The organism is Streptomyces sp. CNT360, assembly GCF_000424785.1.
The window spans coordinates 519,751-544,643 of record NZ_AUKO01000001.1; the positions used below are offsets into that span (position 1 = coordinate 519,751).

The 24,893-nt window shown below is 72.3% G+C and carries 21 protein-coding genes, 2 tRNA genes and 1 pseudogene; 10 read left to right on the forward strand and 14 right to left on the reverse strand.

The annotated features are described in order from the left end of the window. Positions 1-72 precede the first annotated feature (72 nt). The 8 genes and pseudogenes from def to H297_RS0102270 form a co-directional block, all read right to left on the reverse strand. The gene (gene def, locus H297_RS0102235; protein WP_027735718.1) at positions 73-717 is read right to left on the reverse strand and encodes a peptide deformylase; all 645 of its coding nucleotides are present in this window, start codon (positions 715-717) and stop codon (positions 73-75) included. A 95-nt stretch (positions 718-812) separates the two neighbouring features. Next, positions 813-1,814 (reverse strand): tetratricopeptide repeat protein, encoded by a 1,002-nt coding sequence (locus tag H297_RS0102240; protein ID WP_027735719.1) that lies wholly within the window; start codon positions 1,812-1,814, stop codon positions 813-815. A 252-nt stretch (positions 1,815-2,066) separates the two neighbouring features. Then, entirely contained in the window at positions 2,067-3,407 is a 1,341-nt protein-coding gene (locus H297_RS0102245) for an HD domain-containing protein (RefSeq protein ID WP_027735720.1), read from the reverse strand. 236 nt (positions 3,408-3,643) lie between these two features. After that, positions 3,644-4,444, reverse strand: a pseudogene (locus tag H297_RS34040) (HD-GYP domain-containing protein); the annotation flags it as partial. Between the two features lie 353 nt (positions 4,445-4,797). Next, positions 4,798-5,166: a mycothiol system anti-sigma-R factor gene (gene rsrA / locus H297_RS0102255; protein WP_027735721.1), complete on the reverse strand. Its 369-nt coding sequence runs from the start codon at positions 5,164-5,166 to the stop codon at positions 4,798-4,800. After that, positions 5,163-5,834 carry a sigma-70 family RNA polymerase sigma factor gene (locus H297_RS0102260; RefSeq protein ID WP_027735722.1) on the reverse strand — a complete coding sequence of 224 codons (672 nt, stop codon included), beginning with the start codon at positions 5,832-5,834 and terminating at the stop codon, positions 5,163-5,165. The genes rsrA and H297_RS0102260 overlap by 4 nt, the downstream gene beginning before the upstream one ends. Before the next feature lie 431 nt (positions 5,835-6,265). Then, a complete protein-coding gene (locus H297_RS0102265) occupies positions 6,266-6,943 on the reverse strand; it encodes an alpha/beta family hydrolase (protein ID WP_027735723.1) in 678 nt (225 codons plus the stop codon). A gap of 80 nt (positions 6,944-7,023) precedes the next feature. Beyond that, positions 7,024-7,866 carry an SOS response-associated peptidase gene (locus H297_RS0102270; RefSeq protein WP_027735724.1) on the reverse strand — a complete coding sequence of 281 codons (843 nt, stop codon included), beginning with the start codon at positions 7,864-7,866 and terminating at the stop codon, positions 7,024-7,026. Positions 7,867-8,067: 201 nt separating this feature from the next. Here H297_RS0102270 and H297_RS0102275 point away from each other — a divergent pair, with 201 nt between their 5' ends. The 4 genes from H297_RS0102275 (at position 8,068) to H297_RS0102290 (ending at position 11,688) form a co-directional block, all read left to right on the forward strand. After that, positions 8,068-8,796, forward strand: a complete 729-nt coding sequence (locus H297_RS0102275; protein ID WP_027735725.1) for a M50 family metallopeptidase — start codon at positions 8,068-8,070, stop codon at positions 8,794-8,796. Positions 8,797-8,860: 64 nt separating this feature from the next. After that, positions 8,861-10,240, forward strand: a complete 1,380-nt coding sequence (gene aroA / locus H297_RS0102280) for a 3-phosphoshikimate 1-carboxyvinyltransferase (protein ID WP_027735726.1) — start codon at positions 8,861-8,863, stop codon at positions 10,238-10,240. Positions 10,241-10,254: 14 nt separating this feature from the next. After that, complete coding sequence (gene rsgA / locus H297_RS0102285; protein WP_027735727.1) at positions 10,255-11,280, forward strand: ribosome small subunit-dependent GTPase A; 1,026 nt, start codon at positions 10,255-10,257, stop codon at positions 11,278-11,280. 84 nt (positions 11,281-11,364) lie between these two features. Next, positions 11,365-11,688 carry a DMT family transporter gene (locus H297_RS0102290; protein WP_027735728.1) on the forward strand — a complete coding sequence of 108 codons (324 nt, stop codon included), beginning with the start codon at positions 11,365-11,367 and terminating at the stop codon, positions 11,686-11,688. Between the two features lie 10 nt (positions 11,689-11,698). On the opposite strand, the gene H297_RS0102295 is transcribed toward H297_RS0102290, so the two are convergent. After that, entirely contained in the window at positions 11,699-12,379 is a 681-nt protein-coding gene (locus H297_RS0102295) for a TetR/AcrR family transcriptional regulator (RefSeq protein ID WP_027735729.1), read from the reverse strand. A gap of 166 nt (positions 12,380-12,545) precedes the next feature. On the opposite strand from H297_RS0102295, the gene hisN reads away from it, so the two are divergent. Together hisN and H297_RS0102305 are read left to right on the forward strand one after the other, a co-directional pair. Beyond that, a complete protein-coding gene (gene hisN, locus H297_RS0102300) occupies positions 12,546-13,340 on the forward strand; it encodes a histidinol-phosphatase (RefSeq protein WP_027735730.1) in 795 nt (264 codons plus the stop codon). Between the two features lie 187 nt (positions 13,341-13,527). Continuing rightward, entirely contained in the window at positions 13,528-13,950 is a 423-nt protein-coding gene (locus H297_RS0102305; protein ID WP_027735731.1) for a CBS domain-containing protein, read from the forward strand. A 114-nt stretch (positions 13,951-14,064) separates the two neighbouring features. Here the strand turns inward: H297_RS0102305 and H297_RS0102310 are convergent, their stop codons facing one another. Beyond that, entirely contained in the window at positions 14,065-15,501 is a 1,437-nt protein-coding gene (locus H297_RS0102310; protein ID WP_051351496.1) for a catalase, read from the reverse strand. 164 nt (positions 15,502-15,665) lie between these two features. Here H297_RS0102310 and H297_RS0102315 point away from each other — a divergent pair, with 164 nt between their 5' ends. From H297_RS0102315 to H297_RS0102330, 4 genes are all read left to right on the forward strand, one after another. Next, positions 15,666-16,082 carry a Fur family transcriptional regulator gene (locus H297_RS0102315; protein WP_027735733.1) on the forward strand — a complete coding sequence of 139 codons (417 nt, stop codon included), beginning with the start codon at positions 15,666-15,668 and terminating at the stop codon, positions 16,080-16,082. Positions 16,083-16,286: 204 nt separating this feature from the next. Next, positions 16,287-17,105 (forward strand): ABC transporter ATP-binding protein, encoded by an 819-nt coding sequence (locus H297_RS34045; protein ID WP_037792501.1) that lies wholly within the window; start codon positions 16,287-16,289, stop codon positions 17,103-17,105. Between the two features lie 5 nt (positions 17,106-17,110). Continuing rightward, complete coding sequence (locus tag H297_RS0102325; protein ID WP_027735734.1) at positions 17,111-17,968, forward strand: ABC transporter permease; 858 nt, start codon at positions 17,111-17,113, stop codon at positions 17,966-17,968. A 19-nt stretch (positions 17,969-17,987) separates the two neighbouring features. Continuing rightward, positions 17,988-19,136, forward strand: coding sequence for an ABC transporter substrate-binding protein (locus H297_RS0102330; protein WP_486589375.1), 1,149 nt, complete (start codon positions 17,988-17,990; stop codon positions 19,134-19,136). Between the two features lie 65 nt (positions 19,137-19,201). Here H297_RS0102330 and H297_RS0102335 read toward each other — a convergent pair. The 4 genes from H297_RS0102335 to H297_RS0102350 form a co-directional block, all read right to left on the reverse strand. Beyond that, positions 19,202-19,275 (reverse strand) — tRNA-Met (locus tag H297_RS0102335). Positions 19,276-19,721: 446 nt separating this feature from the next. Beyond that, positions 19,722-21,545: a tetratricopeptide repeat protein gene (locus H297_RS0102340; RefSeq protein WP_486589376.1), complete on the reverse strand. Its 1,824-nt coding sequence runs from the start codon at positions 21,543-21,545 to the stop codon at positions 19,722-19,724. A gap of 179 nt (positions 21,546-21,724) precedes the next feature. After that, positions 21,725-21,798, reverse strand: a tRNA-Met gene (locus H297_RS0102345). A 48-nt stretch (positions 21,799-21,846) separates the two neighbouring features. Continuing rightward, the gene (locus H297_RS0102350; RefSeq protein ID WP_486589399.1) at positions 21,847-24,762 is read right to left on the reverse strand and encodes a UPF0182 family membrane protein; all 2,916 of its coding nucleotides are present in this window, start codon (positions 24,760-24,762) and stop codon (positions 21,847-21,849) included. Positions 24,763-24,893: the final 131 nt, after the last annotated feature.

The following is a 24,893-nucleotide window of genomic DNA, read 5'->3' on the forward strand; positions in this document are numbered from 1 at the left end:
GCCGCGGACGAGCCGCGGCACCCCGAGAACGCCGGGTGGGGCCAGGTGGCCCAGGCCCCACCCGGTCCGCGGCTACGGGTTCGGGACCGTCTCGTAGCGGGGCGTGCTCTCGGCCATCTGCCGCAGCACGTCCTTGCGCTCCCGCTTGGAGAGCCGGTCGATGTACAGGTACCCGTCGAGGTGGTCGGTCTCGTGCTGGAGGCAGCGGGCGAAGTAGCCGGTGCCCTGCACGGCGATCGGCCTGCCCTGGGCGTCCTGGCCGCGCACCACGGCGTAGTCGGTGCGGGCCAGTGGATGGTAGGCGCCCGGCACCGACAGGCAGCCCTCGCTGCCGTCGTCCAGGACGCGCCGCTCGACGGGGAGCTGGTCGAGCACCGGGTTGCAGACGACACCGACGTGGCGTACACCCTCGTCGTCGTGGCAGTCGTAGACGAAGACCCTGGCGTCCACACCGATCTGGTTGGCGGCGATGCCCACACCCTCGGCGGCCCGCTGGCTGGCGAACATGTCGTCCACCAGCGCGGCCAGCTCCTCGCCGAACTCGGTCACCTCCTGGCAGGTCCGGTGCAGCACCGGGTTGCCGACGACGGTGATGGGGCGGGCCGTACCGCGAGCGGTGTGCGCCTCCTCGCGGGCCGCCGCGTCCGTCACGTCGTCGACGAACCCGCCCTCGGCGACACCGGCCGAGCCGGCCTTGGTTTCCTGCTGCTGCGCCATGCCGTCGTTACGCCTTCCTGCGTCCCTGTGAGAGCTGAGTCCGGTGAGCACCGCGAAATGCTCGCCCTACAGAGTACGGGGCGCCGCGACGGTGCTCAGCAGACCTCCTCCAGATCCCGCCACTCACGGGTGTCGGGGCTGTCCGCGACCCAGCCGTCCAGCAGGCCGCGCACCAGCGCGGCGGGGGCCGCCAGTCCGCACTCGCGCTCGGGCACCCACAGCTCGCCGGGGCCGCCCTGCGTCATGTGGCCGAGCGGGCCGGGGTGGCCGGGTGAACTGTGGTCGTGCGGGTCCAGATGCGCGGTGCCGTCGCCCTCGTCGGCGGGCATGGCGCTCTCCGAGCAGGCCCGGCACAGCAGCCGGACGGACGACGACCAGTCCTCGGCGGCGAACCCGGCGTCGGCCGCCAGCCGCTCCAGCGCGTCCCGGTCGCTCTCCGTGGCGGCCTCCAGCAGGACCACCCAGGTGGGCACCGGCGAGGGGGCCCACAGCTCGATCTCGTCGAAGACCGGGTAGGACGGCCCCGCGGTGGTGGAGCGCTCACCGTGCGGCACGCCGTCGTGCAGGACGACCTCGCCCCAGCGGCGCCCCGAGGAGGGCAGCGGAATGCTCTGCACCTCCATCCGGGCGGGGTCGACGCGCCGCCCCCACACGACTTCCGCCTCGCCCTCGGGGGAGAGCCGCACGGCGGCGCTGCCCAGCTGCATGCCGCTGGGTTCCTCCCCGGCCGCGGCGGTCTGCGGCTGACCGGGTACGTGCAGCCCGTAGGCCTGCCAGGCGCGGCGGGCCAGCGGCCAGTCCTGCAAGGCGGTGGCCGCGATGCCCACGTTCCACCAGTCGGGCGCACCGGACTGCCGGTCGAGCAGGGCGACGGCGCGCAGGCCCGCGGTCCTGGCCTGCTCCCAGTCGTGCCGGAACTTGTACAGCAGCGCCAGGTTGAACCAGGACTCCGAGAGCCACGGCTCCAGGTCGGCGGCGCGGGTGAGCAGGGCACCCGCGTCCTCGTACCGGCCGTCGCCGATGAGCGTGAACGCGCGGTCCGTCGCCTGCCGCCATGAGGCGGAGGGCCGGTGCCGCACCTTGCTGAAGATCCTCACAGTGTTCCCGCCGTTTCCCGTTCCCGCCGTTCCCGCTGCATTCCTGCTGTTTCGCGCTGTTCCCACCGCTCTTCCCGCCGTCCGGGCCGCTCCTGCCGGAGCCCCGCCGTACCGCCTGTTGCGTGGCCCGGCGGCCGTCCGGCGGCTCGCCGCCCTCGGCGGGTCCGCCACCGGCGCGCGCCTCCACGCCTGTCGCGGTTCCCCCTTCGCATCCAACCATGCCCGCTCGGGTGCCCGCTCATTACCCGTGCGTCAGAGGTCCGCGGAGCGGGACACGACGCGTGACAGGGCGTCCACGACGCGTGGTTCGTGGTCACGCCCGGTGGCCGTGCGCAGTCGCCGCAGTACGCATCCGCACGGGTCGGCGCGCTCGCTGCGGGTACCGGTGGCGGTCCTGGAACAGCCGGGTGCCGCGCCGCCGCGGCAGGCCGTGCGCAGGGCGTCGTAGGCGGTGACGGTGCGCACGATGCGGGCGGTGAGGGACTGTTCGCGGTACGGGTCCGCCTGGGCCTCCACCGCCGAGGCCACCCGCCAGCGCACCCCGGTCTGGCGGACCACGGCCCCACCCAGCAGGGCGAGCCCCCGCGGGCTGCCGGGCTCCGGGGCCGTCGCGGCGCCGCCGGGTGCCGGATCGGTCAGCGCGAGCCGCCCCACGTCGTGCGCGAGGGCCGCGTACTCCACCTCGGTGAGCTCCCCCTTGGTCAGCCCCAGCTCGCGGCCCACCGCCCGGCTCAGGTCCGCCACTCGGCGTGCGTGCCCGTGCGGGCTGCACCCGGCCACCTCGGGCGCCCGCGCCAGCGAAGTGAGGGTGGAGCGCCGGGTCGCCCGTACGGGGGCGCGGCGGCGGAGCACGGCCTGGGTCAGCAGCAGCGGCGCGCAGCACACCGGGAGCGCCCAGAGCCCCACCGCGGCTACGGCCAGGGCCAGCAGCACCCCCGTTGCGGCGACGGCCGGCACGGTGACCAGCCGGGCGCGCAACTGGTCGGGCAGCAGCGGCCCGTACGGCCGGGCGGCCGTATCCCCGACTGCGGGCAGCGGCGTCGGCGAGGGGAGGCGGGCTGCGGCGGCTGTCGCGGTGGCGAGGAAGGCGTCGACGCACCCGGCGAGCAGCGCAACGGCCAGCAGGCACAGGGTGAGCGGCGCGCCGGGCTCCGGAGGCCGCCCCAACGGGCCGTCGGCCGTGAGCAATTCGCAGCAGACGGCGGCGAGCCCGACACCGAGAGTGAGGCGGCCCGCGGCGTGCGGCGGCGGCGCCTGACCGAGCGCCACGTGCGGGAGCAGTCCGACGAGCGAGCCCACCAGCGCCACCGCGACGGCCTGCGCCGCACCGTGGCCGCCGGAGGCCCCGTCCGCCGCGCCGAGGAGGGCGTAACCGAGCGCCCCGGCCCCGGAGACGAGCCCGGTGGTCCGCGTGGCGGGGTCGGTTCCCGTCTCCGGCAGGCGTACCCGCGCCAACTCCCCCACCACGACGACCAGTCCGAACGCCAGGGCGGCCCCGGGGCGGACCAGGCCGTGCCAGAGGGTGACGCACAGCGCGGCGACCGCCAGCACCGCGGCGGCCGCGTACACGGCAGCGACCAGGCGCGCGGCCAACCGCCGCTGCCCTACCGCCCGGCCGAGCGCCCGCCGTGCAGGTGCGAGGAGCACTTGCGGCGCGGACACCGTCTTTCGCAGGCCGGCCCGTAGGGGTTGCGACCGTGCGGGCCGTGTCCGGTCAAAGCGCGCTCGCGCGGGGTCCGATCCGGCGGGGTGCGTCCCCGCGGGGTCCGACCCGGTGGGGCCCGACCGGGCGCGGCCCCAGGGCAGCAGGCGTGCGACGGCGGAGTGCGTCATACGGCCACGCCGCCCCTCGCCGCTACGTCCGGCGCCGGCGCCCCGCCCTGTGCGCGGGGCGCCCCGGACAGGCCGGGCAGCGCCTGCGTGCCGCCGGGCGCCGCTGTCGCGTACGGTTCGGCCGCCGTCGCGTACGGCCAGCCGTGCCGGGCCAGTGCCCGGGCGAGGGCGGCGACCATGCGGGGGTCGAACTGGGTGCCCGCGCAGCGTTCGAGCTCCGCCACGGCCGCGGACACCGGGCGGCCCCTGCGGTAGCAGCGGGTGGAGGTCATCGCGTCGAAGGCGTCGGCGACGGCCACCACGCGTGCGACCTCGGGGATCTGTTCCCCGGCCAGGCCGTGCGGGTAGCCGCGGCCGTCCATGCGCTCGTGGTGGTGCAGCACCGCGGCCCGCGCCTCGCCCAGGAAGTCGAGGCCGCGCAGGATCTCGGCCCCGTGCTCGGGGTGCCGCTCGATGACGCGGCGCTCCTGCGGCGTGAGCGGGCCCTCCTTGCGCAACAGCCTTCCTGGGACGCCGAGTTTGCCGACGTCGTGCAGTACGCCGGCGCAGCGCAGCGTCTCGGTGCGTTCCGCGTCCCAGCCGAGCTCGCGCGCGATGAGGGCCGCCGCGAGGCCGACCCGCTCGCCGTGGCCGCGCGTGTAGTGGTCCTTGATGTGGACGGCCTGGGCCAGCGCGCTCATTGCCGTCTGCCGGGCGGTGTGTTCGGGACGGCACTGCCGCAGCCCCCACCACGCCAGGTGCAAAGGCCCCAGGACCAGCAGGGCGGCGCAGGGGCCGTGGGGGCTGCGCCACAGCAGGATCACGGCGGGGACGGCCAGCGCGCACGCCAGCACGAACGTTCCCCCGCGCCGTGCCGCTGTCGGCTCCGCGCTCGTTGCCCTCGTCGCCGCACGCCTCCGGAACCGCCCGCTCGCGGGCCGCGCGAACCCCCTGACCGCCTCGTCCATGGCGGGGAGAATAGGAGGGCTGCGCAGGGGCCGGTTGCCGTTACGGGGAGGGGTTCCCCCGTACGAGAAGCGCGCAGCTCACCCGGAGGGGGGAGAGGGAAAGGAAGTGCGGGCACGGTTGCGCACGCTGTGACCGCCCGTGACCGACCTGGCCGTCAGGTCGTCGGCCGGCCACGCGGTCAAGCAGCGGGGCAGTCGAGCGGTCAGGCCGGGTTCCTGCCCTCGGTGGCGTCCGCGCCCAGGGTGGCGTCGGCGCCCGGTCCGCCTTCCGTCTCCGTTCGCGACTCCGCGGGGGCCTGCGGCTCCGCGGGGGCCTGGCCCTGCCGGATCACCTCGATCCGGCCCATCACCTTCTCCCGCAGGTCGGAAGGGACGTCGTCGTGCCCGCAGCAGCGCTTGACGAGCTTCTTGACCTCGCGCTCGATGCCGTACTTCTCGAAGCAGGGGTTGCACTCGTCGAAGTGCTCCTTGAACTTCTCGCAGTCGCCTTCGGGCATCTCCCGGTCGAGGTACTCGTAGAGGTGGTCGAGGACCTCGGCGCAATCCGTCTCGTGCGGCTCTCCGCAACTCATGAGCCCGAGCCTTTCCGGTCGTGCGACCCGTCCGCCGCGGCACCCGCCGGGGCCAGGCCGCGCTCTTGCGCGTAGCCCTCCAGCATCTCCCGAAGCTGACGCCGACCGCGGTGCAGACGGGACATCACCGTGCCGATGGGTGTCCCCATGATGTCGGCGATCTCCTTGTACGCAAAGCCCTCTACATCGGCGAGGTAGACGGCGATCCGGAACTCCTCCGGAATGGCCTGGAGCGCTTCTTTGACATCCGAGTCGGGCAGGTGGTCGAGCGCCTGCGCCTCCGCCGAGCGCAGCCCGGTGGACATGTGCGACTCGGCCCGCGCCAGCTGCCAGTCCTCGATCTCCTCCGCCGCGCTGCGCTGCGGCTCGCGCTGCTTCTTGCGGTAGGAGTTGATGAACGTGTTGGTCAGGATGCGGTACAGCCACGCCTTGAGGTTGGTGCCCTCGCGGAACTGATGGAAGGACGCGTACGCCTTCGCGTAGGTCTCCTGCACCAGGTCCTCGGCGTCGGCCGGGTTGCGCGTCATGCGCAGCGCGGCCGAGTACATCTGGTCGAGAAAGGCGAGCGCGTCACGCTCGAAGCGTGCGCTGCGCTCCTGTGCCGTCTCCGACTCCTGATTCCCTGGCCGCGCGTTCGAGCTGCCTTCGGTCCCGGCGACCGGACCCACCTCCTCCGATGTCGAGGCGAGCCCGAAGGAGGACCCGCCCGATTCGGAGAATAGACGACGATCCATGCCGTCCGCCGCTCGAACCGTCGTCCCCGCGGCCAGCGCCAGGGTGGCCCAGTCCAGGTCAGCGGCCCGCGGACGCTGGGGGCAAACGACAGAACCCATCCTCGCGGCTTCCTTTCGCCTTGGGTGGCGGCCCCGGTACGCAGGTGCTGCGCCGCGGCCTCGGTTCGGCTTCCGCATCCGGACCTTCCGTATCCGGACACTGCGTGCAACCACGACGCCCCGCCGGTCATTCCCGGCCGCCCGTACGTTTCTCCTTCGGCAGGAGTGACAGGGTGCTTCGGTCCGCTTCGTTCCGCTTCGGTCCGCTTCCCGAGGCGGGCGCCGTCCCCCGACACCCGACCCGCCTGTGGGGAGGCCGGAGGGCGTCAGCCGGCGGTGCCGCCCACCCAGCGGGCGACGGCGCCGGTGATCACGCCCATGGCCTCCTCCTCCGTCACCGCCGCCGACTTCGGCAGCGCGAAACCGTGATCGCCGTACGGGACCTCGACGAGACCGGTCCCGGCGGGGAACTCCTCCGGTCGCCCGAACGGGTCCCGTCCGCCCTGGACGACCAGCAGCGGCAGCTCGACCCCGGTCAGCTCCTGCGCGCGGGACTTCTCCGGCTTGCCCGGCGGGTGCAGCGGGAAGGAGAGGGCGAGCACCGCCCGGGCGCCCAGCTCACCCGCCGTACGGCAGGCCACCCGGGCCCCCGCACTGCGACCGCCCGCGATCACCGGCAGCCCCGGCAGCACGAGCGCGGGCCACAGCGCGCTCCAGGCGGCGTCCAGGGTGCGGGGCGCGGGGGCCACCTTCTTGCCCGCCACCCGCCACGGCTGCTCCACCAGCGCCACGCTCACGCCCTCGGCGGGCAGCGCGGCGGCCAGCGCCTGAAGGTCCCGGGCCTCGATCCCGCCGCCCGCGCCGTGCCCGAGCGCCAGCACGGTGTGGGCCTTCTTCGCGTCGTGCCAGGTGATGCGGGCCTCACCGACGGGCGTGGCGACCGTCTCGGCCCGCCCCGCGCTGCCGCCCGGGTGCGCCTGGTCCCTGTTCGTGTGCGCGTTCATGAGAGGCATCCTCCCAGTGGGCGATCCGCATACCGGCCGTCCGACTACCCCAACCGTCCGGCCGACCACCGGTCCGTTCATCAGAAGAGCGTCTCCTCTTCCGGGGCGGGCAGCTCCTTGAGCAGGTGCGGGCCGTTGTTGCGGACGTTGCTGACGTCGGTGGAGACCGGGTGGGCCCGCATCAGGCCGGGCGGGGGCGGGGCGAGCAGCGCGCGGAGCTGCTCGCGGTCGGTGGTGGCGGGGTCGAGCCAGGCGTCCCAGCGGTCCGGGGTGAGCATCAGCGGCATGCGCGGGTGGATGTCGGCCAGCGAGGTGGGTCCGCCCTCGGCGAGCTCGTCCGCGTTGGCCAGCGGGGCCGTCTCCGCGGCTGTGGTGAGCACGGTGCACGTCGCCCACCAGGCCTGCGGGTGGTCGTCGGGCAGCGTCTTGTCACGCCAGAACTCGTAGAGCCCGGCCATCGCCATCACGGGCCGCTCCGCCCCGGCGCCGTCACCGGCCGGGGAGATGAAGTACGGCTGCTTGCGGGGGCGCTTGCGCCTGCCTTCCTGTTCGAGCTTGAGCTCGCCCTCGGCGGTGACCCACTCGTAGTAGCCGTCGGCGGGCAGCAGGCAGCGCCGGGCCACGAAGGGGCGGCGGTAGGCGGGCTTCTCGTGGACCGTCTCCGCCCGGGCGTTGATCATCTTGACGCCCATGTCCGGCGACTTTGCCCAGCCAGGCACCAGGCCCCACTTGAGCGGCCGCAGCTGCCGCACCGGCCGCGGGTCGTCGCTGCCCTTGAGAGGCCGGTCGAGCACCGCGTGGACCTGCTTGGTGGGCGCCACGTTCCAGTCCGGCGCCAACGCCTCCTGCACGTCCCACTCCTCCACGCCGAACAGGGGGACCAGGTCCTCGGCCCCCCGGCTCGCTGCATACCGTCCGCACATGCCTGCAAGACTGCCACGGCACGCGGACACGCCGCCGTGCGTTGACGTGGACAGCAGACGCGGAGCAGCCGCGCCGCCGGGCCCGGGACACGCGGGAGCGCACCCGGGCCGGTGGGCACGGCCGCCCGCGGACCGCACGGCTCGCGCAAGCTGTCCGAGTCGTACGAGACACACGAGTCACACGAGGAGAACGCCGCGAACATGGACAACGCGAGCATCACGGATGTCTGGGACCGCGTCGTGGGCAGCCAGCCGGACCCCGCACAGTGGCTGGTGGTCGCCACCGCCGTCGTGGCGCTGCTCGCCGTGGCGCCGCACGGGGCGTGGCGGATCTCGCGCAACGCCGTCACCATCGCCCACGAGGGCGGGCACGGGCTGATAGCCCTCCTCTCGGGACGGCAGTTGGACGGGATACGGCTGCACTCGGACACCTCGGGGCTGACCGTCTCGCGGGGCAAGCCGACCGGTATCGGCATGGTGCTGACCGCCGCCGCCGGGTACACCGCTCCCCCGCTGCTGGGGCTGGGCGGCGCCTGGCTGCTGGCAGCCGACCACATCACCGCACTGCTGTGGGGCGCCACCGTGCTGCTGCTGGCGATGCTGGTGATGATCCGCAACGCCTACGGGGTGCTGACCGTCGTCGTGGCGGGCGGCGCCTTCGTCCTCGTCTCCTGGCTGACGGGCCCCGAGGTGCAGGCGGCCTTCGCCTACGCGGTGGTGTGGTTCCTGCTGCTCGGCGGGGTACGGCCGGCGTTCGAGCTGCAACGCAAGAGGCGGTACGGACAGGCAGGGGACTCGGACGCGGACCAGCTCTCGCGGCTCACCCACGTCCCGGCAGCGATGTGGCTGTTCCTCTTCCACGCGGTCTCGCTGTGCTGCCTGGCGGGCGGGGGACGCTGGCTGCTGGCGCCGGTGCTGGAACAGCTGTGAGCCCACCGCCGGGAGAGGGCCGGGAGACAGGGGCCGCCGGTACCCCAGCCATTACAGTTGCCCCATGACCGACCAGCACGCACGCCCCGCAGACTCCGCACTCTGGCCCGCGCCGACCGCGCCGGGACGCGTCGAGGCGACCGTCACCGTGCCGGGGTCGAAGTCGGTCACCAACCGGGCACTGGTGCTGGCGGCGCTGTCCGCCGAGCCGGGCTGGCTGCGCCGGCCGCTGCGCTCCCGGGACACCCTGCTGATGGCCGGGGCGCTGCGGACCCTGGGCGTCGGGATCGAGGAGACCGTCTCCTCGGCCTCCGCGTCCCCCACCGCCGGGGTGGACGACGCCGGTGCCATGGGCGAGGCCTGGCGGGTGCTGCCCGGTCCGCTGCGGGGCCCGGCCACGGTGGACGTGGGCAACGCGGGCACCGTGATGCGCTTCCTGCCGCCGCTGGCGACGCTGGCCGACGGGCCCGTCCGGTTCGACGGGGACCCGCGCTCCTACGAGCGCCCCCTGCACGGCGTCATCGACGCGCTGCGCGCGCTCGGCGCCCGGGTGGACGACGAGGGGCGCGGCGCGCTGCCGCTCACGGTGCACGGCGCCGGTTCGCTGACCGGCGGCACCGTGGAGATCGACGCCTCCTCCTCCAGCCAGTTCGTCAGCGCGCTGCTGCTGTCGGGCGCGGGCTTCAACCAGGGCGTCGAGGTACGGCACACGGGCCGCACCCTGCCGTCGCTGCCGCACATCCGGATGACGGTGGAGATGCTGCGGGCCGCCGGTGCCCAGGTGGACGCACCCGAGGACGGCGGGGCGGCGAACGTGTGGCGGGTGCGGCCCGGCGCGCTGCTGGGCCGCGACCTGACGATCGAGCCGGACCTGTCCAACGCCCAGCCGTTCCTGGCGGCGGCGCTGGTCACCGGCGGCCGGGTCACCGTCCCTGACTGGCCCCGGCGCACCACGCAGCCCGGTGACACGCTGCGGGAGATCTTCACGGCGATGGGCGGCTCCTGCGAGCTGGACGAACGGGGCCTGACGCTGACCGGCAGCGGCCGCGTCCAGGGCATCGACATCGACCTGGGCGAGGTGGGCGAGCTGACCCCCGGCATCGCGGCCGTCGCGGCACTGGCGGAGAGCGAGTCGGTGCTGCGCGGGGTGGGCCACCTGCGGCTGCATGAGACGGACCGGCTGGCGGCGCTCGTCAAGGAGATCAACGGGCTGGGCGGCGACGTCACCGAGACCGCCGACGGGCTGCGCATCCGCCCCCGCCCGCTGCACGGCGGCGTCTTCCACACCTACGACGACCACCGGCTGGCCACCGCGGGCGCGGTGCTCGGACTGGCCATCGAGGGCGTCGAGGTGGAGAACGTCGCCACCACGGGCAAGACCCTGCCGGACTTCCCGGCCATGTGGGCGGGCATGCTCGGCGTACCGGCCGGGGCGAGAGCCTGAGAGGGCTCGCCGCGATGCGCCGCTACGGCAAGCACACCGACGAGGACGACATCCGGGTCCGACCCTCCCGCCGGGGCACCCGCCCGCGCACCCACACCCGGCCCAAGCACGAGGACGCGGCCGAGGGGCTGGTGCTGACCGTCGACCGGGGCCGGCTCACCTGCCTGGTGGAGGGCCGGACGATCACCGCGATGAAGGCCCGCGAACTGGGCCGCAAGGGCGTGGTGGTGGGTGACCGGGTGGCCGTCGTCGGTGACCTGTCGGGGGCCAAGGACACGCTGGCGCGCATCGTCCGCGTCCAGGAGCGCAGTTCGGTGCTGCGCAGGACGGCCGACGACAACGACCCCTACGAGCGGGTCGTCGTGGCCAACGCCGACCAGCTCGCCGTCGTCACCGCGCTGGCCGACCCCGAGCCGCGGCCACGGCTGATCGACCGCTGCCTGGTGGCGGCCTTCGACGCGGGCCTGGAGCCGCTGCTGGTGCTGACCAAGTCCGATCTGGCCCCGGCCGGTCCGCTGCTGGAGACGTACGCGCCGCTGGGGCTGCGCTACGTGGTCACCGGCCGGGACGACGACTCGGGCGAGGGAGCCGGCGGCGTCGAGGCCGTCCGCGAGCTGATGCGCGATCAGATCACCGTCTGCGTGGGGCACAGCGGAGTGGGCAAGACCACGCTGGTCAACGCGTTGGTACCGCAGCGGCAGCGGGCCACCGGTGATGTCAACGCCGTCACCGGGCGCGGCCGGCACACCACCACCTCCGCGCTGGCGCTGCCGCTGCCGCCCTCCACCACGGGCGAGAACGGCTGGGTCATCGACACCCCGGGGGTGCGCTCCTTCGGACTGAACCACATTCAGCTCTCGCGCGTCATCCACGCCTTCCCCGACCTGGAGGAAGGGGCGGCCGGGTGCCCGCGCGGGTGCAGCCACAACGAGCCGGGCTGCGCGCTGGACGCGTGGGTGGCCGAGGGGCACGCGGAACCGGCCCGGCTGCACTCGCTGCGCCGCCTGCTGGCCACACGGGAACGCCGCGAAGGGGACTGATCGCTTCCGTCCGGCCGCGGCGGCATACTGGTTTGCCTGCGCTTGACCTGGACCGCATCCGAGGCGCAACGGGAGGAAGAGCACATGGCGTGGCTGCTGGTGATGGTCGCGGGGCTGCTGGAGACGGGCTTCGCCGTGTGTCTGAAGCTCTCGCACGGCTTCACCAAGCTGTGGCCGACCATCGCCTTCTGCGCCTTCGCGCTGGGCAGCTTCGGCCTGCTGACCCTCTCCCTCAAGCGGCTGGACGTGGGCCCGGCCTACGCGGTGTGGACGGGCATCGGTGCGGCGGGTACGGCGATCTACGGCATGGTCTTCATGGGCGACGTCGTCTCGGCCCTCAAGCTGGTCTCCATCACGCTGGTGATCGTCGGCGTGATGGGGCTCCAACTGTCCGGGAGCGCGCACTGACGCCGTGCGCTCACCGCGCCAGCATGGCCCGTACGACCTGGTCGACCCGGCCGCAGGGCTCCTCGTCGTCCCGGCCGCCGCAGGGCGCCACCACATAGGACAGGGCGACCCGTAACCCCGTCTCGTACGCGTGTGCCAGCTCCTGCCGGTCGCGGCCGCCGCCGCACGTGGAGCCGTCCGCCACCGGACCCCGGCGGACGGGATGGTGGCCGACCGGGAGCCGCACGGCCCGCTCCAGCCCCCGCACCGCACGGTCGCACAGCACCCGGGCGAGCTGCTCCGGTTCACCCGGCACGGTGCGGCCGGCGGCCCACGAGGCGGTGGCCGGGGCCAGGGGGCGGGCCGGCAGCGGCATCCGCGAGCCCCAGCAGCCGGTCAGCGCCGCGTGCACGATCGGCTCGCTGCGCGCGGTACGCAGCACCCAGTGCGCCGCGGCGGCACAGCACGCCGCGGGGTCCGCGCCGTCGCGGCGGGCCTCGGTGACCGCGCGGCCCGCACCGTCCAGGAAGTCCTCGACCAAGTGGCTGACCAGCGCCGCGCCCAGCCCTTCCTTGCTGCCGAACTCGTTGTAGAGCGTCTGCCGGGAGACGCCCGCGGCGGCGGCGACGTCGACCATCCGCACGACCGTCCAGGGCCGCGCCCGTACCGCCACATGGGCGGCGTTCAGCAGGGTCTCGCGTGCAGTAGGCATCGTCGCCTCCCCCAGCCCGGAACCACCCCGAAACCGGCACCAACCGACCCGAAGCCCGACAGCCCGGCGTGCGGGACAGAATTGACGCACCGCCATGAGGTGTCAATACGCGGCGCACGCGCATGGCCCTGTGGCCCGGGATCACCCCGCCGGATACTGTGCGGACATGCTGGACTATCACGATGATCTGCGTCTCGCCCACGTGCTGGCCGACGCCGCCGACGCCGCGACCATGGAGCGGTTCAAGGCTCTCGACCTGAAGGTCGAGACCAAGCCGGACATGACGCCGGTGAGCGAGGCCGACAAGGCGGCCGAGCAGCTCATCCGCAGTTCGCTCCAGCGCACCCGCCCCCGGGACGCGGTGCTGGGCGAGGAGTTCGGCACCGAGGGACACGGCCCGCGCCGCTGGGTGATCGACCCCATCGACGGGACGAAGAACTACGTGCGCGGCGTGCCGGTGTGGGCGACGCTCATCTCCCTGATGGAGATGGGCGAGGGCGGCGACCGGCCGGTCGTCGGCGTCGTCTCCGCGCCGGCGCTGCACCGGCGCTGGTGGGCGGCGCTCGGCTCCGGTGCCTACACCGGCCGCAGCCTCTCCAAGGCGACCCGGATCGAGGTCTCCAAGGTCGCCGAGGTGCCGGACGCCTCGTTCGCCTACTCCTCGCTGCACGGCTGGGAGGAGCGCGGGATGCTGGGCGGCTTCATGGACCTGACCCGCGACTGCTGGCGTACCCGCGGCTACGGCGACTTCTGGCCGTACATGATGGTGGCCGAGGGCGCGGTGGACATGTGCGCCGAGCCGGAGCTGTCGCTGTGGGACATGGCAGCCTCCGCGGTCATCGTCGAGGAGGCGGGCGGCAGCTTCACCGGACTCGACGGCAACCCCGGTCCGCACAGCGGCAGCGCGGCGGCCTCGAACGGACTGCTGCACGAGACGCTGCTGAACTACCTGACGGCGTGACCCGGGCCGGCCCCGCACGGCATGAGCCCGGGGCCGCCCCTCCTCCGGGTGGTCCGTACACGCTTCCTTGTTGTGGCCTGCCTCACATGTGACCCTGAAGATGAGCGCGCTTGTGCCTTTGTGAATCGCTTCTCAAGGTGCGGACCGGCCGCGCCGGGGAGCATTCCGCCAAGGAGGTAGCCCCCTCATGCCCGGTCACGTCCAACACGCCATGAGCACCGTCATCCTCACCATCGGCCCCACCCACACGCTGCGCCAGGCAGCACAACTGATGTCGGCCCGCCGGGTCGGTGCGGCCGTGGTCCTCGACCCCGACACCAGCGGCCTCGGCATCCTCACCGAGCGCGACATCCTCGACTCCCTCGGCGCCGGACAGGATCCCGACCGGGAGACGGCCCAGGCGCACACGACCACCGACGTCGTCTTCGCGACGCCCGAGTGGACGCTGACGGAGGCGGCCGCCGCGATGACCCGTGGCGGCTTCCGCCACCTGATCGTGCTGGACGCACGCGAACCGGTCGGCGTCCTCTCGGTCCGCGACATCGTCCGCAGCTGGTCCGACCCGGCGCCCGCGGTGCCCGGCGCCCGGGACGGGCAACTGACTCCCTGACCCGTCCGGCCTGAGCTCCGACCCCTCCGGTCCCTGCGGTGCCGTCCCGACGCACCGGAGGGACCGGAGCCCCATGGCGTCCGGTCCCTCCGGGCTCGTACGGCGAGCGGTCGGTCAGCCGCGCAGGGCCTGGACCGCGGCCTCCAGCCGCTTGCCGTAGTCGGGGTCCGCCCTGCGGAAGTTCTCGATCGCACGCTGGGCGATGTCGTCGCGGGAGACGGCCGCGATGCCGCCCGCGAGGTTGTCGATCAGCCGCTGCTTCTCGTCCTCCGACATGAGGCGGTAGAGGTTCCCGGCCTGGACGAAGTCGTCGTCCTCGGCGTGCGAGGGCGCCGGGTGGTCCTCGGTGGTGCCGCTGACACCCTGCGGCTCCCACAGGGCGCGGCCGGTCTCGGCCGGGCCGCCGAAGCTGTTCGGCTCGTAGTTCTTCGCACCGCCGTGGCGGCCGTCGTACATGACGCCGTCGCGGCCGTGGGTACGGGCCTGGGCGGCCTTCGGCTCGTTCACCGGCAGCAGGTCGGCGTTGATGCCGACGCGGTAGCGGTGGGCGTCACCGTAGGCGAACAGCCGGCCCTGGAGCATCTTGTCCGGGGAGGGGCCGATGCCCGGCACGAAGTGGTGCGGGGAGAAGATCGACTGCTCGGTCTCGGCGAAGATGTTGCGCGGGTTGCGGTTGAGCTCCATCTTGCCGAACCAGTGGATCGGGTAGTCCGCGTGCGGCCACACCTTGGTGAGGTCGAACGGGTTGAAGCGGTAGTTCGCCGCCTCCGCCGCGGGCATGATCTGCACGCCGACGGTCCAGCTCGGGTACTCGCCGCGCTCGATGGCCTCGCGCAGGTCGCGCTGGTGGCTGTCGGGGTCCTTGCCGGCCAGCACCTCGGCCTCGGCCGCCGTCAGGTTCTTGATGCCCTGGTCGGTCTTGAAGTGGTACTTGACCCAGAAGATCTCGCCCGCCTCGTTGCTCCACTGGAAGGTGTGGGAGCCGAAGCCGTCCATGTTCCGGTAGGAGGCCGGGATGCCGCGGTCGCCGTGCAGCCAGGTCACCTGGTGCGTCGACTCGGGCGACAGACCCCAGAAGTCCCACACGTTGTCCGGCTCCTGGGAACCGGTGTAGGGGTCGCGCTTCTGGGTGTGGATGAAGTCGGGGAACTTGATGGCGTCCTTGACGAAGAACACCGGGGTGTTGTTGCCGACGAGGTCGTAGTTGCCCTCCTCGGTGTAGAACTTCAGCGCGAAACCCCTGGGGTCGCGCACCGCGTCCGCCGCACCGAGGTTGCCGGCCACCGTGGAGAACCGCGCGAAGACCTCGGTCTCCTTGCCGACCTCGGAGAGGAACTTCGCCCGCGTGTACGGCGTCACGTCGGCGGTGACGGTGAACGTGCCGTACGCGCCCGCGCCCCGGGCGTGCACGATCCGCTCGGGGATGCGCTCACGGTTGAAGTGCGCGAGCTTCTCCAGCAGGTGCTGGTCCTGAACGAGCACCGGGCCGCCCACACCGGCGGTCTGGCTGTTCTGGTTGTCCGCGACCGGAGCACCGGCTTCCGTCGTCATGGGTCCGGACGTCTCGTCCTGCACGGTCACGTGCGCCTCCTGTGCTTCACATCTGTCCTGTGGGCCAACCACTCGTCACCCTACCTTGGACTTTGTCTAAGTCAAGAAGGAGGCGAAACTCGTACGGGTTCTGCTGCTGGACCGGACCCTGCTAGTCTGGAGCCATGAGTGACCTGCTGGAACGGCTCCGGGACCGCGGCTGGCGGCTCACCGCGCAGCGGCGAGTCGTCGCCGAGGTACTCGACGGCGACCATGTGCACTACACGGCGGACGAGGTCCACGCCCGTGCGGCGGACCGCCTGCCGGAGATCGCGCGTGCCACCGTCTACAACACGCTCAGTGAGCTGGTCGCCCTCGGCGAGGTACTCGAAGTGAGCACCGACGGACGGGCGAAACGCTACGACCCGAACGCGCGCCACTCGCACCAGCACCTGGTCTGTTCCCGCTGCGGCACCATCCGCGACGTCCACCCGACGGGCGACCCGCTGGCCGCCCTCCCGGCGAACGAGCGGTACGGCTTCGCCGTCGCCGAGGCCACCGTCACCTACCGCGGCATCTGCCCCAACTGCGCCGACGCCTAGTACCGCGCCGACACCCGGCACCGTTGCGGCCCGCGCCGCACCCGGAAGGGCCCGCACCCCGTCAGGGTGCGGGCCCTTCCCGCTGCCCCCGGCTCGCACCGGCGCGCGGCAGCGGCTTGCCGCAGCACTCTTGCCGGTATCTGACGGCCCGTCATATCGTCACGGTCGAGGCCGTACGCTTCCCCACCCAGGACGGGGAGTCACATGCCGAAAATCCGCGCCAGCGCCGTCACCCGCCACTTCGGCCGGGGCCCCCGCAGGCTCGCCGCGCTGGGCCCGCTCGACCTGGAGGTGGCCGCGGGAGAGTTCGTCTGCGTCGTCGGCCCCTCCGGCTGCGGCAAGTCCACGCTGCTGCGCATCGCCGCCGGACTGCTGCGCCCCTCCGCGGGTGAACTCGAACTGCGTACCGACGCCGCCCACCCCGCCGCGATGATCTTCCAGGACTACGGCATCTACGACTGGAAGACCGTGCTGGCCAACGTCCGCTTCGGCCTCGATGTCCAGCGCACGCCCCGCAGGGAGGCCGACGCGCGGGCCACCGCCTGGCTGACCCGGCTCGGACTCGCCGACTTCGCCGACGCCTACCCGGCCGCGCTCTCCGGCGGCATGCGGCAACGGGTGGCCATCGCGCGCGCCCTCGCCGTCGAACCGGAGATCCTGCTACTGGACGAGCCGTTCGCCGCCCTCGACGCGCAACTGCGCACCCTCCTGCAGGACGAACTCCTCGCCCTGACCCGGACCACCAGCGCCACCACCCTGTTCATCACCCACAGCCTCGAAGAGGCCCTCGTCCTGGGCGACCGGGTCCTGGTCATGTCCGCACGGCCCGGCCGGGTCATCGCCGAACGCCGCCCGCCCTTCGGCCGCCCCCGCACCGGTGACGTCCGCTCCGATCCCCGTTTCACCGCACTCAAGGACGAGTTGTGGGAACTGCTGCGCGGCGAGCTCGGCCGGTCCGTGCCGTCCGCGCCGGGCCCCGCCCCGTCCACGACCCCCGCACAGGGTGAGGGGGCGCCCGCGTGAGCACCCTGGAGACGTCGCGCCCCGACGAAGGCCGCCTGATACGCCGGCCCGGACCCCGCGAGACGGCGCCGGAGAGGGCCCACCGGCGGCGGCGCACACTGGAGCTGACGCTGGCTGTGGCCGTACCGCTCCTTCTCGTCCTGCTGTGGCAGCTCGCCGCCACCCGCGAGTGGATCGATGCCCGCGTCTATCCCGCGCCCACCGCGGTCCTCGCCGACGGCTGGGAACGCGCCGCCGAGGGCGACCTGTGGCCGGACGTGTGGGCCACCCTCAAGCGGGTGCTGGCCGGGTACGGACTCGGCACGGTGAGCGGCTGTCTGCTGGGCCTGCTGATGGGCGCGCTTCCCCTGGTGCGAGCGGCCCTCGAACCGACGATGGACGCCCTGTACGTGGTGCCCAAACTGGCGCTGCTGCCGATCTTCCTCAACATGTTCGGGCTGGGCGAGGGCCCGCAGATCGCGCTGGTCGCCGCGACGGTGTTCTTCTTCGTCTGGATCTCCACCATGGCCGCCGTGCTCGCCGTCCCCGAAGGGCACCGGGACGCCGGCCGGGTCTTCGGCGCCGGGCGCTGGCAGATGTTCCGGCACGTCCTGCTGCCGGCCTCCCTGCCGTCCGTGCTGGTCGGAGCCCGGATCGCCGCCGGCGTCGCGGTCCTGGTGATCGTCGCCTCCGAGTCCATCGCCGCCTCGGACGGACTCGGCCACCTGATCTTCGACTCCCGGGCGCTCTTCCAGAACGACGTGATGTTCGTCGGCATCCTCTGCGTCGCCGTGCTGGGCGTGCTCTTCTCCGAGCTCGTACGGCTCGCGGGGCGCATCCTCACCCCCTGGGCGCCCCGGGACCGGGGCCGAGGCCAGTCCTGACCACCGACCGGAGGTCCCCGTGCGTCCCTCCTCTCCCACCGTCCGGGCCCCCGCCACCCTGATCGCGGTGGTGGTCGTCCTCGTGGCCGCCGTGACCGGCTGCGCGGCGCAGCGGGACGACGCCCTGGGCACCGCAGACCGCGACATCGAGCCCGTACCGGGATGCGGCGCCCGCGCCTGGACCGACCCCGGCATTCGCGGCGAGAGCCGCGCCCCCGCCCGCTGCGAACCCGGTGCCCCGGCCCCCCGCAAGCTGCGCAGACACCGCAAACTCACCCTCGCCACCAGCACACTGGCCGCCGAGTACGTCGCACCACTGCAGATCGCCCTCGCCAAGGGCGAGTTCGCCAAGGAGGGGCTGGAGGTCGAGGTGAAGGTCCTGCCCACCCCCGAGGCACTGCCGTTGCTCGCCAAGGGCGAGATCGACGCCCTGTGGGCAGCGCCCGAAGCCGCCGTCGTCAACGGCATCGACTCCGGGTTCGACATCCGCTGGGTCGCCGGGAACTTCTCCCCCGATCCGGAGTCCAGAAGCGGCCTGTGGGCCCGGGTACCCAAAGGGGAGAAGCCCTCGTCCGTCTCCCTGGCGGACCGGCGGATCGGAACGCTGATCGGCAAGGGATCGGTGATCTCCTACCCCATGGACAGCATCCTGGCCCGGCACGGCGCCGAGATGAAGTCCATGACGTTCCAGCAGTTGGGCTCATCCGACGTGCTGACCGCCTTCACCGGCGGCGGCATCGACGCCGCCTGGCTGCTCGACCCGGTCTGGCGACGGGTGGACGGCGACGAACGGTATGCCTTCCTGGGCGGCCAGCCTCCCGGCGAGCCCCTGGGCGGGGCCCTGTTCGGGCCCGGTCTGCTGAGCACCGACGTGGACGCCGGCGTCGCGCTGCTGCGGGGCTACATCCGAACGATCAACACCTACTTCGCCGGCGACTACAAGAAGGACCGCGCCTTCGTGGCCGAACTGGCGAAGGCTCTCAAGCAGGACCCCGAGGTGCTCACCGCCGTGCCCTCGCTGCGCATGGACTGGGAGATCCGCAAGGGCACCACGGACCGTCTGCAGAAGGCCTACCGTGACGCCGGCGTCACCGAGGGCAAACCCGTGCCCGAGGCCCGCCTGGTCGACCGGCGGCTCTACGCGGAAGCGGTCGGACACGCACCGTGAAGTGACTCGATGTCCGTCGCACATGGCGAAGGCCCGGATCCGAGGATCCGGGCCTTCGCCTTCAGTAGCGGGGACAGGATTTGAACCTGCGACCTCTGGGTTATGAGCCCAGCGAGCTACCGAGCTGCTCCACCCCGCGCCGTTGTGTGCACTACATTAACGCACCCCGACGACCAGTGCAAATCCCACCCCACAACACCGTCCCCACCCCGCCGGGGACCCGTCCATGGGACCGGTGGGGACCGACCGCGGGATGCCTGCCGCGGGACTGCATCCAGGGAACCGGGAACGTGCGCGGTCCCGGTGTCGCACCCGTCGGGGCAGGGAGTGCGGGCTCGGTGTCGGTCCGGCCCGGGTACGTCGCGTGACCGGGAGGCGCGGGGCACCGGCGCGGTGCCGATCCGCACCCCGAGGTGCTCCGGGGAGCGCTCAGCGCCTGCTGCCGGGGCCGCACCCGATGGCACCTGGGTGTGAAGCAGAGGCCGGTGCCGAGCCGTTCGAGGGCTCGCCTCGGTGGGTGCCGGGGAGGCGAGGCGTGCGGTCCCGGGTGCCTGGGGCCCGCACCGGCGGTGCGGGCCCCAGGGGTCACGCCGTGAGTTCCGCGCGGAGCGCCTCGCGGAGGCGGGCAGCGCGCTCGGCCACCTCGGCGGGGCCCAGCTCGACGGCGCGGGCGCACCAGAACTGGCCCTCGTTCAGCTCTCCTTGCCGGGCGCTGAGGAGCGCGAGCCGCAGCGCTGCCCTGCCGTGCCCCGCCTGTGCGGCACGGGTCCACCACAGGACGGCCTCCTGCTCGCTGCCCTCACGGGCCAGCAACAGCCCCAGGTTGAAGGCACCGTTCGGGCTGCCCGCCTCGGCCGCCGCGCGGTACCAGCGGGCGGCGTCGACGACCTCTCCCCGCGCGGCGACGCACATGCCCAGCCTCACCTGTGCCCGGCGGTGGCCGTGCTCGGCGGCACGCTCGTACCACTCCTCGTACTCGGCCCGCGCCCCTTCCGCGCGGCCGAGTTCGTGGGCGGAGCCGAACTCCCCGGTGTCGCGCCGGGTGACACGCTCCAGCAGCGCGCCGAGCCGGAAGGCGCCCTCGACGCTGCCACCGCCCGCGGCACACCGCAGATGCCGTTCGGCGGCGTGCAGTTCGCCCTCGCGCAGCAGCGCGATGCCGACCTGGAGCGCGGCCTCCGCGTGCCCGGCGGCGGCGGCCCGCTCGTACCAGGCACGCGCGGCACGCTCGTTTCCGCGACCGGCGTGCAGGATGCCCAGGTTGAAGGCGGCATCGACGCTGCCGCCCTCGGCCGCCTTGGAGAACCAGGGTTCGGCGCCCTCGGCGTCGCCGCGCTGCAGCAGCAGCACGGCGAGCGCGTTGGCGGCCTCCCGGTGCCCGGCGTAGGCGGCCCGGCGGTACCACTGCTCGGCCTGCGCGGTGCGGCCCTGGGCGGCACACAGCAGCCCAAGGTTGAAGGCACCGTTGTCGGAGCCGGCGTCCAGCGCGACGCGGTACCACCGCTCGGCAGCCTGCCGTTCACCGCGGTCGGCGTGCAGCGCACCGAGGGCGTTGGCGGCGTTGCCGTCACCGTCCTCGGCCGCGCGGCGCCACCAGACCGCGGCGCTCTCCTCGTCTCCGGCGTCCCGCAGCAGGAAGCCCAGCGCGCAGGCGGCCCGGGCCTCACCGTCCTTCGCGGAGGTGAGGTACCACCGGCCGGCCTCCTTCAGCTCCCCGCGGCCCTCCAGGATGGCGCCCAGGGCGAGCGCCGCTCTGCGGTGACCGCGTGCGGCCGCCTGCCGGTACCAGCGCTCGGCCTCCTCCTCCGCCTCCCGGACGGTGACGGCGTCGGACCGCTCATCCGCCGCCAGCCGGCCGGCTTGCGTACCGGCCAGCTTCCCGACGCGGTAGGCCGCCTCCCGGTGTCCGCGCTCGGCAGCGGCGCGGAACCATTCCTTCGCACCGTCCTCCCCGCGGTGCTCCAGCAGGTCGGCCAGCGCGTAGGCGCCCAGCGCGTGACCGGACTCGGCCGAGAGCCGCAGCCAGTAGTGCGCCGCCGGCTCGTCACCGTGTTCGCGGTGGTGACGGCCGAGCGCGTGCGCTGCGGCGGCCGAGCCGGCGACGGCGGCGGTGCGCCACCATCCCGCGGCCTCTTCCGTGTACCCCCTCTGGTGAAGCAGCACCCCGAGGTTGTTGGCGGCCGCGCGGTCCCCCGCGGCCGTGGCGGCCCGCAGGTGCGGCTCGGCGCCGTCCAGATCCCCCCGGCGCAGCAGTTGTGCCCCCAGCACACTGTCCGCGGCGGTCGTGTCCACGGTTTCGGTGCCGGCAGCTTCGATCGTCGCTGCGGCTGCGGTCTTCTCGGTGTACTCCTCCACATTCAGGCCCGGACCGGGGCGTACCGGGTCCGTCGGCCTTGCCATCTCCCCCATAAGCTCCATCGTCGCACCACCTGCAACCCGCGTACACCTGGTATACCGCAGCCAGTGAGGTCACTTCAGCGGTTTGTCGACTTCCCGATGTAGAGATACCCCAAACCACATCGCGTGACGATCCCCCATACAAGCGAAGAGGTCCGGAGTCTGTTGACTCCGGACCTCTTCGATCCAAGTAGCGGGGACAGGATTTGAACCTGCGACCTCTGGGTTATGAGCCCAGCGAGCTACCGAGCTGCTCCACCCCGCGCCGTTGTGTTCATAACTCTACACCACGCCGCGGGGTGGTCTCACCCGGCTATCCGCTCTCGCCCGACCCGGACTTCCCGTCCGAGCCGGAGCCGCCCTTGCCGTCCTGCGCCTTCTCGGCGTCGGCTGCGTCGCTCAGCGCCTCCTGCAGCGCCTTCTGCTGCTTGCCGTACTCCTCGAAGTCGCCTCGCTTGAGGGCCTTCTGGCCGTCGTCGTAGGCGCGCTGCGCGTCCTTGAGGGCCTGCTCGACCGTCGCGTTGGGCTGGTCGCCTTCCTTCTCCCCGTTTCCTGGGCCGGTCCGCTCGTCGCCCTCGTCTCTGTCCGGCGTGTTGAACACCTTGTTCAGCGCCTGGTCGAGACTGTCCTCGAAGGCGACCCGTTCGCCGTAGGTGACCAGCACCTTCTGCATACGGGGATAGTTCACCCCGGCACCACGGACGTACACGGGCTCGACGTACAGCAGCCCGCCCTCCAGTGGCACGGTCAGCAGATTGCCGTACTCGACCTCCGAGTCACCCCGTCTGATGCGGTTGATGATCTCGGCGATGTCAGGTTCGGAGTTGAACTTGCTCTGCACCTGGGAGGGGCCGGCGACACCCGTGTTCGGCGGGAGTCTGAGCATTCTGATCTTCCCGTAGTCACCACTGCGCGCATCCGCGTTCACGGCCATGAAGGCGCCGAGCGTCTCCCGTTTGTTCGGGTTGAACGTCGTCGTCAGCTGGAACTTCCGTTCCTTCTGGTCCGGCATCTTCAGGCTCTGGTAGTAAGGCGGCACCGCGTTGCCCTTGTGCGTCGGATCGTCCGGCACCTGCCAGCGCTCCGAGCCGCTGTAGAACTGCGACGGCGACGTCACGTGGTAGGTCTGCAGCAGCTCACGCTGCACCTTGAACAGATCCTGCGGATAGCGCAGGTGATCCATCAGATTCTTGCTGATGGCGTCCTTGGACTCGACCGTGCCGGGGAAGGCCTTCATCCACGTCTTGAGGACGGGGTCCTTCTTGTCCCACTGGTAGAGCTTGACCTTGCCGGTGTAGGCGTCCACGGTCGCCTTGACCGAGTTGCGGATGTAGTTGACCCGGTTCTGCTGGGCCACCACCGACCGCTGCCCGTCGGTGAGGGAGTCCTGCGTGGTGTCCCCCAGCGTGGTGCGCGACGCGTAGGGATAGCCGTTCGAGGTGGTGTACGCGTCCACGATCCACTGGACGTGGCCGTCGACGACCGCCGGGTACGGGTCACCGTCGATGGTCAGCCAGGGGGCGACCGATTCGACGCGCTCCTTCGGCGTGCGGTTGTACAGGATCCGCGAACCCTCGCCGATCGCGCCCGAGTACATGATCTGCGGTTCGTTGAAGTTCACCGCGTAGGCGGCGCGGTTGACCGGGTTGGACAGGTCGACGCCGCTGTCACCCTTGTAGGTGTACGGCTTCTCGCCCTTGTTGTCGGCGTAGTCCAGTTCCTTCTGCGGCCCGCCGACGATGGCGTACTTGTCGGTCTTCTCGCCGTAGTAGATCCGGCCCTCGTACTTGTCCTTGGTCAGATCCCCCTTGGGCGGCAGGTCCTTCTCGGTGAAGTCCGGCGCACCGTCCTTGTCCACCGAGGTGCCCTTGGCAGCGACCATGCCGTAGCCGTGGGTGTACTTGAAGTGCTCGTTGATCCAGTTCTTCTCCGGGATACCGTCCGTGTTGATCTCCCGGACGCCGACGACGGTGTCCTGCTCCTTGCCGTTCTTCTTGTAGCGGTCCACATCCAGCGTCTGCGGGAACTGGTAGTAGCCGCGCACCTGCTGCTTCTGCTGGTACGTCGGCGAGACCACGTTCGGGTCCAGCAGCCGGATGCTCGCCGTGGAGTCCGCCGCCTCCCGCAGGTCGCCGTCGTCGGCCTTGCTCTTGCCGCTGTAGTTGCGCACCTGGGCGTCGTCGATGTCGTACGCCTTGCGGGTGGCATCGATGTTCTTCTTGATGTAGGGCGCTTCCTTGGCCTGCTCGTTCGGCGAGACCTGGAACTTCTGCACCAGCGCCGGATACAGCCCGCCGATCAGGATGGCCGACAGCACCATCAGGCCGAACCCGATCACCGGGAGCTGCCAGGTGCGGCGCCAGATGGTGGCGAAGAACAGCAGCGCGCAGATGATGGCGATGATGAACAGGATCGTCTTGGCGGGCAGGAAGGCGTTGGCGTCGACGTACTTGAGACCCGTCCAGTTGTCCGTCGCCTTGAAGTCACCCGACTTGACCGCCAGTCCGTACCGGTCCAGCCAGTAGGCCACCGCCTTGAGCGCCACGAAGACGCCCAGCAGCACCGACAGATGCCCGGTGGCCTGGGCCGTCGCCCGCGCGCCCGGGGTGGTGACGCGCAGCCCGCCGTAGAGGTAGTGCACCAACGCGGCCGCCAGCAGCGAGAGGATCGCGGCGGCGAAGCCGAAGCTCAGCAGGAACCGGTAGAAGGGCAGGTCGAACGCGTAGAACGAGACGTCCTTGTGGAACTGCGGGTCCTTGGTGCCGAAGGCGACGCCGTTCACCCACATCAGCCAGGTGCGCCACTGGCCCGCCGCGGACGCGCCGGAGATCAGCCCGATGAGGGCCGTGACGGCCAGCAGCACCCACTTCTTGTAGGGCGCCAGCCCCATGCGGTAGCGGTCGAGGCTCTGCTGCTCCAGCGACATGGCGCTGAGCGGCGGACGCAGCCGGTGGGCCAGCCAGATGTTGAACCCGACGGCGAGGGCCATCAGCAGGCCGAAGACGGCGAACAGGCCGATCTTCGTCCACAGGGTCTTGGTGAAGACCGAGCTGTAGTCGACCGAGCGGTACCACAGCCACTCGGTCCAGAACCCGGAGAACATGACGAAGAGCATCGCCAGGACGACCAGCACGCCCGCCGTCATCAACAGGGTCCGGGCACGCCGGGATGGCCGGCCCACTCTGATCCGTGGTCCGGAGGGACCCCCACCGGAGCCCCGGTCCGGCATCTGGAAAGCCAAGGTGCGCACCTCGAATATCGGCGTTTTGTGAAGCAAATATGCTGGGCCCGCATCGTACGGCCCACCTAAGCAACTTACCGAGGCTTTACCCAGTTCCCGTTTCCGGGGTCCAAGTCCTC